Source organism: bacterium, from assembly GCA_026129405.1.
GTDB lineage: Bacteria > Desulfobacterota > Binatia > DP-6 > DP-6 > JAHCID01.
The window spans coordinates 520,001-536,842 of the sequence record JAHCID010000003.1; the positions used below are offsets into that span (position 1 = coordinate 520,001).

The 16,842-nt window shown below is 71.3% G+C and carries 16 protein-coding genes (1 of these 16 running past the window's edge); 2 read left to right on the top strand and 14 right to left on the bottom strand.

Annotation, left to right across the window (positions count from 1 at the left end; genetic code table 11):
- The 12 genes from KIT14_14980 to folD all read right to left on the bottom strand — a co-directional run.
- Positions 1-717: the 5' portion of a TIGR00282 family metallophosphoesterase gene (locus tag KIT14_14980; protein ID MCW5891825.1), read on the bottom strand. Its footprint begins 75 nt before the window's first position; only the first 717 of its 792 coding nucleotides appear in the window; it begins with the start codon at positions 715-717; its stop codon lies off the left edge, out of view.
- A gap of 2 nt (positions 718-719) precedes the next feature.
- Complete coding sequence (gene rny, locus KIT14_14985) at positions 720-2,288, bottom strand: ribonuclease Y (GenBank protein ID MCW5891826.1); 1,569 nt, start codon at positions 2,286-2,288, stop codon at positions 720-722.
- Positions 2,285-2,887 carry a 5-formyltetrahydrofolate cyclo-ligase gene (locus KIT14_14990; GenBank protein ID MCW5891827.1) on the bottom strand — a complete coding sequence of 201 codons (603 nt, stop codon included), beginning with the start codon at positions 2,885-2,887 and terminating at the stop codon, positions 2,285-2,287. The genes rny and KIT14_14990 overlap by 4 nt, the downstream gene beginning before the upstream one ends.
- A 325-nt stretch (positions 2,888-3,212) precedes the next feature.
- Entirely contained in the window at positions 3,213-3,407 is a 195-nt protein-coding gene (locus KIT14_14995) for a hypothetical protein (protein ID MCW5891828.1), read from the bottom strand.
- 37 nt (positions 3,408-3,444) lie between these two features.
- Positions 3,445-4,482 carry a signal recognition particle-docking protein FtsY gene (gene ftsY / locus KIT14_15000; GenBank protein ID MCW5891829.1) on the bottom strand — a complete coding sequence of 346 codons (1,038 nt, stop codon included), beginning with the start codon at positions 4,480-4,482 and terminating at the stop codon, positions 3,445-3,447.
- Between the two features lie 17 nt (positions 4,483-4,499).
- Positions 4,500-8,084, bottom strand: a complete 3,585-nt coding sequence (gene smc / locus KIT14_15005; GenBank protein MCW5891830.1) for a chromosome segregation protein SMC — start codon at positions 8,082-8,084, stop codon at positions 4,500-4,502.
- Positions 8,085-8,127: 43 nt separating this feature from the next.
- Complete coding sequence (locus tag KIT14_15010) at positions 8,128-8,679, bottom strand: HNH endonuclease (GenBank protein ID MCW5891831.1); 552 nt, start codon at positions 8,677-8,679, stop codon at positions 8,128-8,130.
- A gap of 96 nt (positions 8,680-8,775) precedes the next feature.
- Positions 8,776-10,242 (bottom strand): aminomethyl-transferring glycine dehydrogenase subunit GcvPB, encoded by a 1,467-nt coding sequence (gene gcvPB / locus KIT14_15015; protein MCW5891832.1) that lies wholly within the window; start codon positions 10,240-10,242, stop codon positions 8,776-8,778.
- 1 nt (position 10,243) lies between these two features.
- A complete protein-coding gene (gcvPA, locus tag KIT14_15020) occupies positions 10,244-11,575 on the bottom strand; it encodes an aminomethyl-transferring glycine dehydrogenase subunit GcvPA (protein ID MCW5891833.1) in 1,332 nt (443 codons plus the stop codon).
- Positions 11,576-11,613: 38 nt separating this feature from the next.
- Positions 11,614-12,006, bottom strand: coding sequence for a glycine cleavage system protein GcvH (gcvH, locus tag KIT14_15025; GenBank protein ID MCW5891834.1), 393 nt, complete (start codon positions 12,004-12,006; stop codon positions 11,614-11,616).
- Positions 11,993-13,105, bottom strand: coding sequence for a glycine cleavage system aminomethyltransferase GcvT (gene gcvT / locus KIT14_15030; protein MCW5891835.1), 1,113 nt, complete (start codon positions 13,103-13,105; stop codon positions 11,993-11,995). The genes gcvH and gcvT overlap by 14 nt, the downstream gene beginning before the upstream one ends.
- Before the next feature lie 6 nt (positions 13,106-13,111).
- Complete coding sequence (gene folD, locus KIT14_15035; protein MCW5891836.1) at positions 13,112-13,966, bottom strand: bifunctional methylenetetrahydrofolate dehydrogenase/methenyltetrahydrofolate cyclohydrolase FolD; 855 nt, start codon at positions 13,964-13,966, stop codon at positions 13,112-13,114.
- Positions 13,967-14,041: 75 nt separating this feature from the next.
- On the opposite strand from folD, the gene ald reads away from it, so the two are divergent.
- Together ald and KIT14_15045 are read left to right on the top strand one after the other, a co-directional pair.
- Positions 14,042-15,151 (top strand): alanine dehydrogenase, encoded by a 1,110-nt coding sequence (gene ald, locus KIT14_15040; GenBank protein ID MCW5891837.1) that lies wholly within the window; start codon positions 14,042-14,044, stop codon positions 15,149-15,151.
- A 90-nt stretch (positions 15,152-15,241) separates the two neighbouring features.
- The gene (locus KIT14_15045) at positions 15,242-15,811 is read left to right on the top strand and encodes a hypothetical protein (protein MCW5891838.1); all 570 of its coding nucleotides are present in this window, start codon (positions 15,242-15,244) and stop codon (positions 15,809-15,811) included.
- Between the two features lie 18 nt (positions 15,812-15,829).
- Here the strand turns inward: KIT14_15045 and KIT14_15050 are convergent, their stop codons facing one another.
- Both KIT14_15050 and KIT14_15055 read right to left on the bottom strand, forming a co-directional pair.
- The gene (locus tag KIT14_15050) at positions 15,830-16,510 is read right to left on the bottom strand and encodes a methyltransferase domain-containing protein (protein MCW5891839.1); all 681 of its coding nucleotides are present in this window, start codon (positions 16,508-16,510) and stop codon (positions 15,830-15,832) included.
- Positions 16,511-16,598: 88 nt separating this feature from the next.
- Positions 16,599-16,772, bottom strand: coding sequence for a helix-turn-helix domain-containing protein (locus KIT14_15055; protein MCW5891840.1), 174 nt, complete (start codon positions 16,770-16,772; stop codon positions 16,599-16,601).
- Between the last annotated feature and the right edge of the window lie 70 nt (positions 16,773-16,842).

Here is a 16,842-nt window from a genome sequence, read left to right on the forward strand (position 1 = left end):
ACCCTGCACCAAGACCGGGCCGCCATCGGCGACGTCGAACCGCCCGGGCATCTGATGCAGGAACCGGTCGAGCACCTGATCCGGGCGGACGCCGAGGATCGAACGCTCGGGACCGCACATGCCGGCGTCGCTCAAATGGGCGGTGCCTTTCGGCAGGATCGCCTCGTCCGCCGTCTGGACGTGCGTGTGGCTTCCCAAGACCGCTGACACCCTGCCATCGAGGAACCACCCCATGCCGACCTTCTCCGAGGTCGCTTCGCCGTGCATGTCGACGAGGACGACACGCGCCTGCGCCGTGACCTCCTCGAGGATGCCGTCGACCGCGCGGAACGGGCAGTCGGCGGGCGCCATGAACGTACGGCCGATCAAATTGATCACGGCTACCGGCACGCCGCTGCGACGCGATTCGCGCACGACCCAGCCCCGCCCCGGGACGTCGGGGGCGAAGTTGAGCGGTCGCAGGATGCGGGCGTTCTCGCCCATGTACGGAATGATGTCACGATGCTGCCAGATGTGATTGCCGGACGTGACGACGTCGACCCCGGCGTCCTGGAGCTCCTCGGCCCCACGGGCATTGAGCCCCTTGCCGTTCGAGGCATTCTCGCCGTTCGCGACGACGAACTCCACGCCCGCCTCGCTGGTCAGGCGGCGAATGATGCGAGCGATCGCTCGCCGGCCAGGGCGGCCGACGACGTCGCCGAGGAACAGGATACGCATCGTCAGTGGGCGATCTCACTCGCGCGCGTTTCGCGGATCACGGTCACCTTGATCTGCCCCGGATACGCCATTTCCTGCTCGATCCGCTTGGCAATGTCACGCGCCAGCATCGACGTCTGGTCATCCGGCACCGACCCCGGGTCGACGATGATCCGCAGCTCGCGCCCTGCCTGCACCGCGAACGAGCGCTCGACCCCGTGGAACGAATTGCTGATCCGCTCGAGGTCCTCGAGCCGCTTCGCGTAGCTCTCGAGCACCTCGCGCCGCGCCCCGGGGCGCGCGCCCGACAACGCATCCGCCGCGTCGACCAGGGGTGCCAAGATCGTCTCCGCTTTCACCTCCTCGTGGTGCGCCGCGATCGCGTTGACGATCTTCGCGGACTCGCCGTACTTGCGCGCGATCTCGCCGCCGACGATCGCGTGCGAGCCCTCGACCTCGTGCGTGAGCGCCTTGCCGATGTCGTGCAGAAGACCTGCCCGGCGCGCCTGCTTGACGTTGAGCCCCAGCTCCGCCGCCAGGGCACCCGCGATGAAGGCCGTCTCGATCGAGTGCCCGAGGACGTTCTGGGCGTAGCTGTAGCGGTACTTCAGCATGCCGACCAGGCGCACCAGCTCCTGGTGGATGCCGTGGAGTCCGAGCTCGATCACTGCACGCTGCCCCGCCTCGCGAATGCTCTCCTCGAGCTCCTGCTCCGCCTTGCGGACGACTTCCTCGATCCGCCCCGGGTGGATGCGCCCGTCGGAGATGAGACGATCCAACGCCAGCTTCGCCAGCTCACGACGGATGGGGTTGTGGCACGAGATCACCACCGCCTCCGGGGTGTCGTCGATGATGAGATCGACGCCCGTGGCGGCCTCGATGGCGCGGATGTTGCGACCCTCCCGCCCGATGATGCGTCCCTTCATGTCGTCGCTCGGCAGCGCCACGACCTTGACGGTGCGCTCGGCGACGAACTCCCCGGAGAGCCGCTCGATCGCGATCGAGACGATCTTCTTGGCCCTGCGGTCGGCCTCCTCCCGCGCTTCCATCTCGATCTGCCGCACGTACTTCGCGGCTTCGCCCCGCACCTCCTCCGTCATCTGCGTGAGCAGCTGCTCGCGGGCTTCGTCGCGGGTGAGGCCTGCCACCTCTTCGAGCTTCGTACGCAGGCCGTCGGCGAGACGATCGGCCTCGGCCTTGCGCGCCTCGGTCTGCTGCTCGCGGCGTCGGACGCCCTCCTCGCGCTTCTCGATGTCCGCTTCTCGCTGGGAGATCCCCTCCAGGCGCCGATCGATGCCCTGCTCCTTCTGGGCGAGCCGCGCTTCCTGGGCGCTCAGCTCCCGACGTTGCTCCCGCGCCTCGCGTTCCGCCTCGCTGCGCGCCTGCATGAGAACGTCTTTGGCGCCCAGCTCGGCCTCGCGGCGGTGGCCCTCGGCCTCGCGCCGCGCGTCTTCGAGGAGGCGCTGGGCATTCGCCCGCGCGCTGGTCTCTGCCTGCGCGGCTCGCTGCCGGCGCGCGCGATCGAGGGCGAAAGCGACGAGCGCCCCGACGGCGACGCCGGCCACGGCGGCCAGGATCGTCCAGGTGATCATGAATGGGTCTCCTTGCACATGCTCCGCGTGGCTCCGCGTCCCAGCAGGCGGGACTCCGTGACCACGAGATGCATGGGAACGTCCCATCGGTCGGTCGGCAGTGTGGGACGCAGTCGCGCCTCACAGGTCACCCCGATGCGGACAGCACTGGGAAAGGCGGACAGGGCACGATCGTACATCCCGGCGCCGCGCCCGAGGCGTGCGCCGGCCGGATCGAAGGCCACGCCCGGAACGAGGAAGACGACGCCGGCCCCCGACCCAGTCAACCGAGCGCCGCCGGCGGGCTCGAGAAGCCCGTGGCACCCGCTCGGCCTCAGCTCGTGTAGCGCGGCGCTCCGGAACTGGAGCGTCTCGCCATCGAGACACGGCCAGAACATTGCCGGGGCCGCGACGTACCCCAGCGCCGGGCGCAGATCGATCTCCCCGTCGAGGGCCGCATAGGCGACCACGGCCCGCGCTTCGACGACATGCCGCAGGCGCACCAGGCGCTCGCACGCCAAACGCGACACCGCATCCGACACCGCACGGCCCGAAGCTGCCGGACGCGCCTGCAGCGAGCGCCGCAGCGCCCGCTTGCTCTCTCGCTGATCGTCCCCCATCGGCCGGGGTGGCCTCCTGGAGGACGAGGTCGACTGATGGTGCCTAGCGCCCCTCCGGCCGGCAGCGATCCTCGGACGATCGCTGGGCGGCCTTCTCGTGCGTCATACGATCCGCGCCACGTCTCCGTGGTTCGAGTCTGTGTCCTGCACCACCCCGCCCCGTCCCCTGACGTCGGCACCCACCCGCGCCTGCCGCCCGGATGGGATCGGTGTGATTCGTCGTGACCCCACCGGTGACGACGACCGCCCCCCAGCGCGATCCAACCCGGCGAGATCCCGGGCGACTTGTAGTCGATCGTTCCGAAGCCTGCAATGCAGGGACGGGTCAGGAGGGGCGCAGGACGTCGAGCAGCTCGAGAAGGCTGCCGAGACGGGCTCGCACCACCGCCCGCTCGTGCTCCAGCGCCGCGACGCGCTGCCGGAGCTCCCCGCAGACGCGCTCGGCTTCGACGAGGCGCTCGCGGAGCTCCTCGAGCGCCGCCGCCTCGTCCCATCCGGGCGGATCGTCGATGCGGGTCATTGGACGCTCCTACGCCAAGTCGTCCGTAGCGACCAGCCTACCGGCCGTCGGCGCTCCCCAGGACGGCCGCGACGAAGGCGGCGGGATCGAACGGGCGCAGATCGTCTGGCGCTTCGCCGACGCCGATCCAGTGCACCGGCAGGCCGAGCTCGTGGCGTAGCGCCAGGAGGATTCCCCCCCGTGCGGTTCCGTCGAGCTTCGTCAGTGCGACCCCCGTCACCTCCACTGCCTCGCCGAACGTCCGCGCCTGGTTCAGCGCATTCTGGCCGGTGGTGGCATCGAGGACGAGCAACGTTTCGTGCGGAGCGCCGGGCAGCTCCCGAGCGATCACGCGGCGTATCTTCTTGAGCTCGTCCATGAGCGGGGAGCGCGTGTGCAGGCGTCCAGCCGTGTCCACGAGGACGACGTCGATGCCCCGGGCGACGGCGGCACGTATGCCGTCGTAGACCACCGCCGAAGGATCCGCCCCGGCGGCGTGCCGCACCAGGTCGGCGCCGCTGCGCTCGGCCCATACCGTCAGCTGCTCGATCGCCGCCGCCCGGAAGGTATCCGCCGCGACGATCAGGACCTTGCGCCCCTCCTGGGTATGATGGGTGGCGAGCTTGCCGATGGTGGTCGTCTTGCCCACCCCATTGACCCCGACCACCAGCGTCACCCATGGCGTCGCGCTGGGAAGGGGCGCAGGGGCCGTCTCGACGAGCGCCGCGATCTCGCAGCGCAGGAGATCGCGGATCACCGCCGGATCGGCGCTCCCGGCGGCCGCCGCGCGCACGTGCTCGAGCAGCGCCGCGGTCGTCGGCACGCCGACGTCGGCCGCGATGAGCACCTCCTCGAGATCGGCGAGGATCGCCTCGAGCGGACGCGGCCCACGTCCGAGAACCGCATCGATCTGCCCCAGCAACCGCTCCCGGGTCGCGAGGAGCCCGCGTCGCAGGCGTTCCGCACCGCCGAGGGCGGGCGGCGCTGCCTCCGGGGACGACGCGAGTCTCCCGCCCCGGTGCCGCACCAGGATGACGGCGAGCACGACGGCCAGGACGGCGACGCCCGCCGCAACGAGAAGCGTCCCGGTGTCCATGTTCGTCGTCGCGCGACTCAGGCGGCTTCGCTCAGCCGCACCGACACGACCTTGGAGACGCCCGCCTGCTCCATCGTGATGCCGTAGAGCGTGTCGGCGACCTCCATGGTCCGCCGGTTGTGCGTGATCAGCACGAACTGCGACGTCTCGGCCATCTCGTCGACCAGCATGTTGAAGCGGCCGATGTTGGCCTCGTCGAGCGGCGCGTCCACCTCGTCGAGGAGGCAGAACGGCGTCGGACGGATCATGAACAGGGAGAACACGAGCGAGGTCGCCGTGAGCGCCTTCTCGCCGCCGGAGAGCAGGCTCAGGGACTGGAGCTTCTTGCCCGGCAGCTGCACGACGATCTCGACCCCCGCCTCGGCGTCCTCATCCTCCCCCGGCACGAGCTCGAGGCGTGCCTGGCCCTCGGGGAACGCCTTCGGGAAGACCGTCGCCAGCTTGGCGTTGGCGGCGTAGAACGTCTCTTCGAACCGCTGGCGCGATGCGCGGGTCAGCTTGCCGATCGTCTGCCGCAGGTCCTCGAGGGAGTTCTCGAGATCCGCCCGCTGGTTGGCGAGGAAGCCATGCCGCTCCCGTACCTCTTCCAGCTCCGCGAGCGCGCCCGGGTTGACGTCGCCGAGGCGGACGAGGCGCGCGCGCAGCTCGTCCACGCGGGTCGCGTCGGTCTCGACGACCTCGGCCTCGGCGACGACGACGTCGTCGAGCGCTTCCAGCCCGAGGTCCCAGCGCTCCGCCAGGCGCTCGGCAAGCTGCTCGAGGGCGACACGCCGTTCCGCGGCGGCAACCTCACGCTCGCCCCGCGCCGCCCGCACGCTCTCGAGACGCTCGTGCGACGCGCGGCGGTCGAGGTCGTCGGCGGTCATGGCCGCTTCGGCGCGCTCGAGCTCCGCGAGAAGCTCACCGCGCTCGGCGTCGAGCGCCGCAGCACGGCGCTCGGCCTCGGCCCGCCGTGCAGCGGTCTCCTCGGCCTCCGCGGCAGCGCCGGCAGCGCCGGCATCGGCCGCGGCTGCGCTTTCCGCGACCGCCGTGACGCGGCCCGACACTTCACCCAGCGCGCTGCGGACCCGAGCGATCTCGTCCTGTGCCGCGCGATGGCGACCCGCCGCCGCGACCGCCTCGACGGCGCGCTCCGTCCGCACCTGCTCCGCCTGGGTGTAGTCGGCGCGCCAGGTCGTGAGAGCCTCCTGCCGCGAGACGAGATGGGCGCGATGCTCATCGACGGCCGCCACGGCGGCACCGTGGGCGGTGCCGTAAGCCGACAGCTCCTCGGCGACGTGCTCGTCGGTGCCGGCGAGACCGCTCGCTTCGAGCGCGCCGATCTCGAGCTCCGCGGTGATTCGCGCGTGCTCCTCTTCGAGCCGCTCGCGGTCCTTGTCGACGCCCAGCTGCTCCAGGCGCAGCGACTGCAGCCGCTCCTCCTCGGCCGCGAGCGCGCTGCGGACCGCGCTCAGGTCGCCGCGCAGGGTACGCAGCCGGATCTCCGCGTCCTGCACGCGCGCGTCGACGGCGGCGACGGCCGCGTCGAGCTCGCGCAGCTCGCGCGCACGGGCGAGCAACGTCTCCTCGAGCGGGGGCTCGCTGCCGCCGGAGATCGCCCCAAGCGGGTCGATGGCCTCGCCCGCAAGGGTGACGACGGTGGCGGGATGGGCGGCGTCGCGCCACTGGCGGAGCGCGTCGTCGAGGTCGTCGGCGAGCAGCACGCCGCCGAGGAGGCCTTCGGCGAGACCCCAGTGCGCCGGATCGACCTCGATGGCGTCGACCAGGCGACGGCCGGGCGGCACGATCACCGTGGCCCGTCGCTCGGGATCGTTCGGCAGCACGGTCGCGCTGCCGCCGCTGCTCTCCTGGAGCCAACGCACGGCCGCGACGGCGGCGTCGGTATCCGTGACCACGACCTGTCCCAGCCGCGCGCCGAGTGCCGCGGCCACCGCGCGTTCCAGCTCCGCCGGCACCCGCAGGACCCCGGCCAGCAGGGCAGCGCCGCCTTGGGCACGCTCGAGCAGGCTGGCGACGCCGCGCGTACATCCCTCGTAGCGGGTCTGCAGCTCGCGCAGCGAATCGGCGCGCGAACGCAGCTGCGTCAGCTCGCGGCGCTCGCCCTCGAGGATCGTCGCCGCACGCGCCTCGTCCTCGGCGAGCACGCGGCTCCGCTCCGCGTGCTGCGCCCGGGCGGTCTCCGTGGCACGGAGCGCCTCGCTCAGCTCGGCGATGTGCCGGCGCACGTGCTCGCGAGCCGCAGCGTTGTCTTCCAGACGACGGCCCAGCGCGGCCTGCTCTTCCTCGAGCCGCAGACGCTGGCCCGCGATCTCCTCGCGTCGGCGGCGCAGCGCCTCGACGAGGTTGCGTAGCCGCGCCTCTTCGGCCTGTGCCTGCACGACGGCGTCCTTCGCCTCTTCCACGGCCAGCTCGAGCGGCGCCCCGTCGGCCGCGAGCGCGGCCAGGCGCTGCTCCGCGGCGCTGCGGACGCTCTCCGCCATGGCCAGCTCCTCGGTCAGGCGCGCGGCGTCGGCCGAGGCCCTTTCGCCCAGCGCTTCGAGTTGCGTCCGGCGGTCCTCGAGCGCGGCCACCTCCGCCCGAGCGGCCGCCGCACGCTCGGTGAGCTCGCGATACCGTGTGGCGAGGGCGTCGCTGCGTGCCGCCGCTTCGCGCGCGGCGACGCGCTGCTCGGTGAGCTCCGCGTCGACCGCACGCAGCCGCGCCTCGGTCTCCTGCCGCTTCGCACGCGCGACGTCGCTCGCGTCCTGGCTGCGACGCAGCTCCTCGTGCAGCGTCGCCTCCTCCGCCTGGAGCTCGACGATCGCGGAGCCCAGCGCCGTAGCCTCGGCCACCCAGGTCTGACGGCGGGTGGCCATGACGCGGAGATCGAGCTCGCGCAGCTCGCCCTTGATGCGATGGTATTCCTCGGCGCGCCGCGCCTGACGCTGGAGCGACGCCATCTGGCGCTCGAGCTCGGAGAGCACGTCCTGCACGCGGACGAGGTTGTCGCGCGTGCGCTCCATCTTGCGCTCCGCGGCGACCTTGCGGGCGCGGAAGCGCGTCGTGCCCGCGGCCTCCTCGATGAAGAGGCGCATCTCCTCCGGCTTGGCATTGACGAGCTGCTCGACACGACCCTGCTCGATGATCGCGTAGGCCTTCGTGCCGACGCCGGTGCCGAGGAAGAGCTCGGTGATGTCCTTCAGGCGGCACGGTACCCGATTGATGAAGTACTCGGACTCGCCGGAGCGGAAATAGCGCCGGGTGACGAGCACCTCGCTCGCACGCTGGAGCTCCGGCGGAAGCTGCTCGCCGCCACCGACGCCCTCCGCGCGCTCCTCGGCCGCGCGCAAGAGGTCCTCGTCGCTGCGCTCCATGAGCAGCGACACCTCGGCCATGCCGAGCGGGCCGGTGTCGGCGTTGCCCGCGAAGATGACGTCTTCCATCGCGTCGCCGCGGAGGTGCTTCGGGCTCTGCTCGCCGAGCACCCAGCGGATGGCGTCGACGACGTTCGACTTGCCGCAGCCGTTCGGTCCGACGATGGCCGTGACGCCCTGACGAAGCTCGACGACGGTGCGGTCCCGAAACGACTTGAACCCGCTCAGCTCGAGTTGCTTGATCCGCATCCACTTCCCCTCCGCCGCCCGAACCAGGCCGGCGCCCCTCGCGTCAGCGCGAGAGCTCCGTGTTCCAGTACGCTGCATCGACGCCGGAGAGGAACGGCAGCCATTCCTTGTGGCGTCGGAGACTGAAGGCTTCGAGCATGAACGGCGTCCACTGTGGCCGATACGGGAGGCGGATCAGCTTCATCCCCGCCTGCACCGGCGTGCGCCCGCCCTTCACGCGGTTGCAGCGCAGGCAGGAGCAGACGACGTTCTCCCACGTCGACGCCCCGCCCTGCGAGCGCGGCACGACATGATCGAGGTTCAGCTCGGCGCGCGCGAACTGCCGGCCGCAGTACTGGCACTGGTTCTGGTCGCGCGCGTAGATGTTGTACCGGCTGAAGCGGACGTGACGCCGCGGCATCCGGTCGTAGGCGAGGAGCAGGATCACCCGCGGAACCCGGATGGCGCGATCGATGAGCCCGACCGCCTCCTCCTCCGCCGCCAGGTCGGCCCAGCTCTCGAAATCGAACGTCCGATACTGGACGTCCACCGCGTGCGCGACGTCCTGGTAGAGGAGTGACAACGCGCGCCGTACCGAAGTGATGTGCACCGGCATGTACGACCGGTTCAGCACGAGTACCTTGGTGTTCAGGACGGACGTCACGAGCGGCGCGGCGACGCTACACGCGGGTCCCCCGGAAGTCAAAATGTACTAGTCCCGTTCAGGGGTTGCACCGGGCCGCCAGCGCAGGACGGGACGCCGCGCGGCGCGCGTCTCGTCGAGGCGGGCAAGCCGCGTGCGATGCGGAGCGGTGCGCAGCCGCGCCGGGTCGGTGCGCGCCTCCTCGGCGATCGACTCCATCGCTGCGACGAAGGTGTCGAGCGTGGCGAGGCTCTCCGTCTCCGTGGGCTCGATCATGAGCGCGCCCTTCACGACCAGCGGGAAGTAGATGGTCGGCGCGTAGAAGCCGTGATCGAGGAGCCGCTTTGCAACGTCGAGCGTCGTCACCCCCTGCTCGGTGAGCGTGCGATCCGAGAAGACGCACTCGTGCATCGACGGGGTCTCGTACGCGAGGTGGTAGCTCGGGCGCAGGCGCGCACGCAGGTAGTTCGCGTTCAGCACGGCGAGCCGCGTGACGTCGGTCAGCCCGGGCCCGCCCAGGCGTTCGACGTACGCCAGCGCACGCAGGAGGATGCCGAAATTGCCGTAGAAGGAGCGCACGCGGCCGACGCTCTTCGGCGCGTCGTCGCTCCACGCGTAGCCGTCGTCGCGACGGACGAGACGCGGGGTCGGCAGGAACGGCTCGAGGGTCGCCCGGACCGCCACCGGGCCGGCCCCCGGCCCGCCCCCGCCGTGCGGCGTCGAGAACGTCTTGTGCAGGTTGAACTGCATGACGTCGACGCCCATGTCGCCCGGCTTCGCGACCCCGAGCAGCGCGTTCATGTTCGCGCCGTCCATGTAGACGAGGCCGCCGCGCTCGTGAACGACGCGGGCCACGGCCTCGATGTTCTCCTCGAAGAGCCCCAGCGTGTTCGGGTTCGTCACCATGAGGGCGGCAACCGACTCGTCCATCACGACCGCCACGCTCTCGGGCTCGAGGAGACCGCGGGCGTTGACCGGGACCTCCGTCACCTCGTAGCCGCACAGCGCCGAGCTCGCGGGGTTGGTGCCATGCGCGCTCGCGGGAATGAGCACGCGGCGCCGGGCATCGCCGCGATCGACGTGATGGGCGCGCACGAGGAGCATGCCGAGCAGCTCGCCCTGCGCGCCCGCGGCGGGCTGGAGCGAGACGGCGTCGAGCCCGCTCACGGCGCGCAGCGCGTGCTCGAGGGCGTCGATCACGGCGAGCGCACCTTGCGCGAGCGCGTCCGGGACGAGCGGGTGCAGCCTGGCGAAGCCCGGGATGCGCGCGATCTCCTCGTTGACCGCCGGGTTGTACTTCATCGTGCACGAGCCGAGCGGATACAGGGTCGTCGCCGCGCTCAGATTCCACTGCGAGAGACGCACGAAGTGGCGCAGCACCTCGAGCTCACCCACCTCGGGAAAGCCCGCGAGATCGTCCTCGCGGCGCAGCTCGGGCGGCAACCCGAAGGCCGGCCCCTCGCCCTCGCCCGGCACGGCCCATCCCTCGCGCCCGCTCGCGCTGCGTTCGAAGATGAGGGGCTCGTCGAGCAGCATCTCAGCGTCCCCCCGCCGCGCGTGCGCGGCCTTCGCGCCCGAGGACGCGCACGAGCACGTCGACCTGCTCCGGACGATGCACCTCCGTGACGCAGACGAGCAGCGTGCCGTCGAGCTCGGGATACCAGCGTCCGAGCGGGAAGCCGGCGACGAGGCCCTCGTCCGCGGCCACCGACTCCCACCGCGCCGCGACCTCGGGCGCCTCGACGACGAACTCGTTGAAGTACGTGCCGCGGAAGCGCAGCCGCACCCCGGCCGATTCGAGACGCGCGGCGGTCGCATGCGCCGCCTGCCAGTTCGTCTGCGCGAGCCGCCGCAGGCCCTGGCGGCCGAGCATCGACAGGTGCACCGTCACGGCCAGCGAGCAGAGGCCCTGGTTCGTGCAGATGTTCGAGGTCGCGCGTTCGCGCCTGATGTGCTGCTCGCGGGTGGCGAGCGTCAGCGTGTAGCCGCGGCGCCCGTTGGCGTCGACGGTCTCGCCGACGATGCGTCCCGGCATCGCCCGCACGTGGCGCTCGTGGGTCGCGAAGAGTCCCACCCCCGGGCCGCCATACGAAGCCCCGAGGCCGAAGCTCTGCCCCTCGGCCACCGCGATGTCGGCGCCCGCCGACCCGGGCGAGCGCAACATCGCGAGCGCCACGGCTTCCGCGGTCGCGGTGACCACCAGCGCGCCGGCGTCGTGCACGGCGGCCGCTATCGCGGCGACGTCCTCGACGACGCCGAAGACGTTGGGCTGGCCGACGACGACGCACAGGGCATCGGCCCCGAGGCGGTCCCGCAGCTCGGCGGCATCGAGGCGACCGTCGGCCCCGAACGGAACCTCCTCGACGACGAGGTCACCGAGCCCGCGGAGATACGTCGCGATCACCTGACGATAGTGCGGGTGGAGGCTGCGCGCGACGAGGATGCGCCGGCGGTCGCCCTTGAGACGCCGCGCCATCAGCACCGCCTCGGCGGTCCCGGACGCGCCGTCGTACATGCTGGCGTTCGCGACGTCCATGCCGAGGAGCATCGCCGCGAACGTCTGGAACTCGAAGATCGCCTGGAGCGTCCCCTGGCTGACCTCGGGCTGGTACGGCGTATAGGCCGTCGCGAACTCCGAGCGCAGGAGGACCTGGTTGACGACCGCCGGAACGTGGTGCGGATAGGCCCCCGCACCGAGGAACACGGCGGTGGAGGCCGGCACGTTGGTCGCGGCACGCGCCGCAAAGCGGTCGACGAGCTCGGGTTCGCTGAGACCGGGCGGCAGCGCGATGCCCGCGCGCTCGCGCAACCCTGCGGGCACGGCGGTGAGCAGGTCGTCGATGCTGCCGACGCCGATGGCCGCGAGCATGGCCGCGATCTCGTCCGGCGTGTGGGGGACGTAGGGGTTCACGAGCCGTGCTCGCTCGCCACGTGGGCGCGGTAGGCCTCGGCGGCGAGCAACGTCTCGAGCTGCGCGACGTCGGCGAGGCGCAGGCGGATCATCCAGCCCTCGCCGTAGGGGTCGCGGTTCACCGACTCGGGGGCGTCGCGCAGCGCCTCGTTGACGGCGACGACGGTACCGGCCACCGGCGCGAGCAGATCCGAGACCGACTTGTTCGACTCGACGACGCCGAACGCCTGCCCGGGCGTGAGCGCCGTGCCCACCGCCGGCAGCTCCACGAAAACGACGTCGCCGAGCGCCTCCTGCGCGAAGTCGGTGATGCCGACGACGCCTTCGTCCGCCTCGGCGCGCAGCCACTCGTGGTCCTTCGTGTACTTCAATGTCTCAGGGATCTGCATGTCCTGCCTCAGGGCGGGGTCGCCGGTAGAAGGGGCGCGCCACCACGCGCCCGGAATGCCGCCGGCCACGGATCTCCACCGAGATCGAGGTGCCGGTCGCCGCGGCGGATGCCGCTACGTATCCCATGCCGATGAAGCTCCCGAGGGTCGGGGACTTCGTACCGCTGGTGACGGTCCCGACGCGCTCGTCGTCGCGGAACACCGCGTGACCATGCCGGGGAATACCGGGCTCGTCGAGCGCGATCCCGACCAGCCGCCGCGGGACGCCGGCGGCGTCCTGGCGGGCGAGCGCGTCGCGGCCGAGGAAGTCGTCCTTGCCGAGCTTCACCACCCAGCCGAGCGAGGCCTCGAGCGGTGTCGTGGTGGCGTCCATGTCGGTCCCGCAGAGCGGGAGCGCGGCCTCGAGTCGAAGCGTGTCGCGGGCGCCGAGCCCCGCCGCCATGCCGCCGCGGCGTGTGACCGCCGCGTGTACGGCCTCCCAGGCGGCAACCGTGTGCCCGGCGGCGACCACCAGCTCGAAGCCGTCCTCGCCGGTGTAGCCGGTGCGGGACACGAGCATCTCGATGCCGGCGATCCGCGCGGAGCGGATGCCGAACGGCGGCACCTGCGCGAGATCGAGCGCCGTGAGCGTGCCGAGGACCGCCGCGGCCTCCGGACCCTGTAGCGCGAGGAGCCCGGTCCCCGCGCTCTGGTCGCCGACCTCGACGTCATGCCCGGCATGCTCGCGCACCCAGGCGAGGTCGGCGGGTGCGTTCGACGCGTTGACGATCATGAGCCAACGCTCGGGTGCGAGGCGGTAGACGATGAGATCGTCGAGCACCCCACCCTCGGAGTTGCAGAACAGCGTGTACTGCCCCTCACCGTCGCGCAGCCGATCGACGTCGTTCACGCCGAGGCGCTGGCAGAGCGCACGGGCTCCGGGGCCGCGCAACTCGATCTCGCCCATGTGGCTCACGTCGAAGAGGCCGCAGCAGCGGCGCACCGCGTGATGCTCCTCGAGCATCCCCGCGTACGACACCGGCATGTCCCAGCCGGCGAACTCGACGAACCGTGCGCCCAGCGCACGGTGGACGTCGTAGAGCGGCGTGCGGAAGGCCATGCGCGGCTACGCGGCTCCCGTCGCCCGCGTGGCCGCGGTGACGGTGTTGGCGAGCAGCATCGCCACGGTCATCGGCCCGACGCCCCCCGGCACCGGCGTGATGTAGGCGGCGCGCTCGGCGGCCGGCGCGAACTCGACGTCGCCGCACAGCTTGCCGTCGGGCCCGCGGTTGGTTCCGACGTCGATCACCACCGCGCCGGGGCGTATCCAGGCGCCACGCACGAGGCCCGTCTGCCCCGCCGCTGCGATCACCACGTCCGCGCGTCCGATCTCGACGGCGAGATCGCGCGTGCGCGAGTGGCATATCGTGACGGTGGCGTGCTGCTCGAGGAGGAGCATGGCCATCGGCTTGCCGACGAGGACGCTGCGTCCGACCACCACGGCCTGGGCGCCGCGCAACGACACGCCCGTGGTCTCGAGCAGGCGCATCACGCCGAGCGGTGTGCATGGGCGCGGCCCGGGACGTCCTGCCATGAGGAGTCCCTGGTTGACCGGGTGCAGCCCGTCGACGTCCTTCCCCGGGGGGATGAGATCGAGCACCGCCTGGGCGTCGAGGTGCGCCGGCAACGGCAGCTGGACCAGGATACCGTGGACGGCGGGATCGTCGCCCAGCGCACGCACCAGGCGGGCGAGCTCGTCCTGCGTCGTGGTCGCCGCCAGGCGATGGCCGATCGAGCGCATGCCGACCTCGACGCAGGCCTTCTGCTTCATGCCGACGTAGACCCCGGAGGCCGGGTCGTCGCCGACCAGGACCGTCGCCAGGCCCGGCTGGATCCCCCCAGCGACCAGGCGCGCGACCTGCTCCCGGATTCCGCTCCGGACCTCCGCTGCCACCGCCTTGCCGTCGATCGTGTGACCCACCCGCGTGTCCCGGGGCCTTTTAACGAAGCGGGCGCGGCCGAGGCAAGGCAGGGAATCGTCTGCTACACTCGCCGCATGATCGTCGGCGTGCCGCGCGAGGTGAAGGACGAGGAGAGCCGGGTCGCCTTGACGCCGAGCGGAGTCGGGGCGCTGGTCGCACACGGGCACACGGTGCTCGTCGAGTACGGCGCCGGCGTGGGATCGAGCCTGCCGGACGCGCTCTACCGCGATGCGGGCGCGCAGATGGTCGACGCGCTCGGCGTCTGGAGCCAGGCCGAGATGGTGCTGAAGGTGAAGGAGCCGGTCCCGGGGGAATTCGCGCTGCTCCGGCGCGATCAGATCCTCTTCACCTATCTCCACCTGGCCGCCAATCCGGAGCTCACGCGCGTGCTCGTCGAGCGTGGCGTACGCGCCCTCGCCTACGAGACGCTCCAGCTCGCCGACGGCTCGCTCCCGCTGCTCGCGCCGATGAGCGAGGTCGCAGGACGGCTCGCCGTCCAGGTGGGTGCGTGGTGTCTCCAGGCGCAGAACGGCGGGCGCGGCGTGCTGCTCTCCGGCGCGTCGGGCGTGCGGCCGGCGCGCGTCGTGATCCTGGGGGCGGGAATCGCGGGGATGAACGCCTGCCAGGTCGCCGTCGGCGTCGGTGCGCAGGTGTCGATCCTCGACATCGACCCGGCCAAGCTGCGCTACGTCCACGACATCCTCGGCGGCCACGTGACGACGGTGATGTCGAACCGCGCCAACGTCGAAGAGGAGGTCCGGGCCGCGGATCTCGTCATCGGTGCCGTGCTGATCCCGGGGGCGCTCGCGCCGCGCCTCGTCTCGCGCGCACTGATCGCCGCGATGCGGCCGGGGGCGGCGTTCGTCGACGTCGCCATCGATCAGGGCGGGTGCGCGGAGACCTCGCGCCCCACCTCGCACGCGCGGCCGACCTACGTCGTCGATGGGGTGGTGCACTACTGCGTCACCAACATGCCCGGCATCGTGCCGCACACCTCGACCTACGCGCTCACCAACGCCACGCTGTCCTATGCGCTCGAGATCGCCGACCACGGGCTGGCCGATGCGCTGCGCCGTCGTCCCGCCCTGGTGCCGGCCTGCAACGTCCTGGGTGGACGCGTGACGCATCCGGGCGTCGCAGCGGCCATCGCGGTCGAGCCCGTCGAGGCGCTGTCAGTGGTTTGACAGGCGGACGCGGCGCCACCGCGAGGCGCTTGGTTTGCCTGTGGAACAGGCTTCCGGTCACAATCGCACCAGCACGGGAGGACGAGCTCGATGCTGGCGACCGACTCGCTGACCAGCCTGTTTCGCGATCTGGTACGTGCCGCCATGGCGACGCAGCAGGTCGAGTCGTCGGAAACCACCGAGTTCTATCTGGTGCAGCTGCTCCAGGCGTTCACACGCCCGGATCGACCGGACCTGCTCGACCCGCCGCTCGCCATCGCCTACCTCGACGCGCTCCAAGCCCCGGCGTGGCAGCGCTACGGCAAGCTGCGCCGAGTGGGCGACACCGCCCTGTTCGTCACCGGCGTCTTCGTCGACAGCCTCGAGCGGAGCACGGTGGGCGCCGGCTACTACGAGGCGCTCGGGCGCAACGCCTATGCCCGCCTCTCGGCGGAGCCGAGCCACGGGGGCCTGGCGGAGTCCTTCGAAGAGCTCGCGGACCGCTTCCCGGAGTTCGTCCGCGTGTTCGCGGAGATCAGCGAGCAGGAGCTGTTTCGCCGCGACCAGGACACCGTGCGCGTCTACCGGCGTTGGCTCAGCGGGCGTAGCGAGCGCGACCGGGCCATTCTCGTCCGCCGCGGCCTGATCCCCTACGCGCCGCCGGCGAACCAGCGGCACTGACGCCGCCCTACGATCGCGCTAGGAGGCGTGGCTCGCGATCTGCTCGACGGCTGCGATCGCCTCGGCCGGCACGGCCTTCGCGTTGCGCGCGATCACGATCGTGAAGAGGGAGCGGCGCGAGGTCTTCCACTGCCGCTCGACGTGCAGCGCGCGGCGGTCGAGGACGTCGGGCAATCGCAGCGTGGTCCAGCCGAGCTTGCGGAACAGCGGATCGACGGAACGCTGGAGCTTCGCCACCAGCGGATGTGGGCTCCGGAAGTGGTTGATGATGACGATCAGCCCACCCGGGCGGCAAACCCGCTGCGCCTCCATCAGCATGCGAACCGGGTCGGGGACGACGCTGATCACGTGGAAGGCCATCACGTAGTCGAAGCTGTCGTCCGGAAACGTGAGGTCGAGCGCATTGCCCTGCTCCAACGAGACGTGGCGCCAGCCGTTGCGGTTCACCCGATCCTGCGCGCGCTCGAGCATCTCCGGCGCCAGGTCGATGCCCGTCACCTGGCAGTGCGACGGATAGGCGTCCAGCGACAGGCCGGTTCCCACGCCGAGCTCGAGGACCCGGGCGCCGGGCTCGATCTTCAGGGAGCGCACCACCCGCGCGATGCGCGGATAGAAGACGCGGCCGAAGAACATGTCGTAGAGATGCGAGAACTCGTAATAGACGGCGCTCTCGTGGGGCTGCGTATTGGCCACGGTCATGCGATTCCCCATGTCACGTGCGTTCCCGATGGGAACACCTCCCGCTACATCGGCGCGTCATACGAAGGACGCGCACCCGGGACGTGGATCATGCCGCGGTCGTGCCCCGCAGCTCTCGCTTGAACGATGCGATCTCGTGGCGACGGAAACGCCACTGACGCCCGCGCTTGAAGGCCGGCAGGACACTCTTGCGCGCCAGCTCGTTCACGGTGTCCGGGCTGAGATCGAGGATCTCCGCGACCTCCTTGCTGTTCAACAGCATGTCGTCCTTGTCGAACATGGGCCGATCACCGTGCGACCGATTGGATCGGCGTTTGTGCTATCAGGGGCCT

Bases quoted from the DNA above. Each gene is read 5' to 3' on its own strand.
- KIT14_15045 (MCW5891838.1), top strand. From the start codon at position 15,242: ATGCTGGCGACCGACTCGCTGACCAGCCTGTTTCGCGATCTGGTACGT.
- smc (MCW5891830.1), bottom strand. From the start codon at position 8,084: ATGCGGATCAAGCAACTCGAGCTGAGCGGGTTCAAGTCGTTTCGGGAC.
- KIT14_15050 (MCW5891839.1), bottom strand. From the start codon at position 16,510: ATGACCGTGGCCAATACGCAGCCCCACGAGAGCGCCGTCTATTACGAG.
- gcvPA (MCW5891833.1), bottom strand. From the start codon at position 11,575: ATGCTCGCGGCCATCGGCGTCGGCAGCATCGACGACCTGCTCACCGCC.
- KIT14_14995 (MCW5891828.1), bottom strand. From the start codon at position 3,407: ATGACCCGCATCGACGATCCGCCCGGATGGGACGAGGCGGCGGCGCTC.
- ftsY (MCW5891829.1), bottom strand. From the start codon at position 4,482: ATGGACACCGGGACGCTTCTCGTTGCGGCGGGCGTCGCCGTCCTGGCC.
- gcvPB (MCW5891832.1), bottom strand. From the start codon at position 10,242: ATGCTGCTCGACGAGCCCCTCATCTTCGAACGCAGCGCGAGCGGGCGC.
- KIT14_15010 (MCW5891831.1), bottom strand. From the start codon at position 8,679: ATGCCGGTGCACATCACTTCGGTACGGCGCGCGTTGTCACTCCTCTAC.
- gcvT (MCW5891835.1), bottom strand. From the start codon at position 13,105: ATGGCCTTCCGCACGCCGCTCTACGACGTCCACCGTGCGCTGGGCGCA.
- KIT14_15055 (MCW5891840.1), bottom strand. From the start codon at position 16,772: ATGCTGTTGAACAGCAAGGAGGTCGCGGAGATCCTCGATCTCAGCCCG.
- KIT14_14990 (MCW5891827.1), bottom strand. From the start codon at position 2,887: ATGGGGGACGATCAGCGAGAGAGCAAGCGGGCGCTGCGGCGCTCGCTG.
- gcvH (MCW5891834.1), bottom strand. From the start codon at position 12,006: ATGCAGATCCCTGAGACATTGAAGTACACGAAGGACCACGAGTGGCTG.
- ald (MCW5891837.1), top strand. From the start codon at position 14,042: ATGATCGTCGGCGTGCCGCGCGAGGTGAAGGACGAGGAGAGCCGGGTC.
- rny (MCW5891826.1), bottom strand. From the start codon at position 2,288: ATGATCACCTGGACGATCCTGGCCGCCGTGGCCGGCGTCGCCGTCGGG.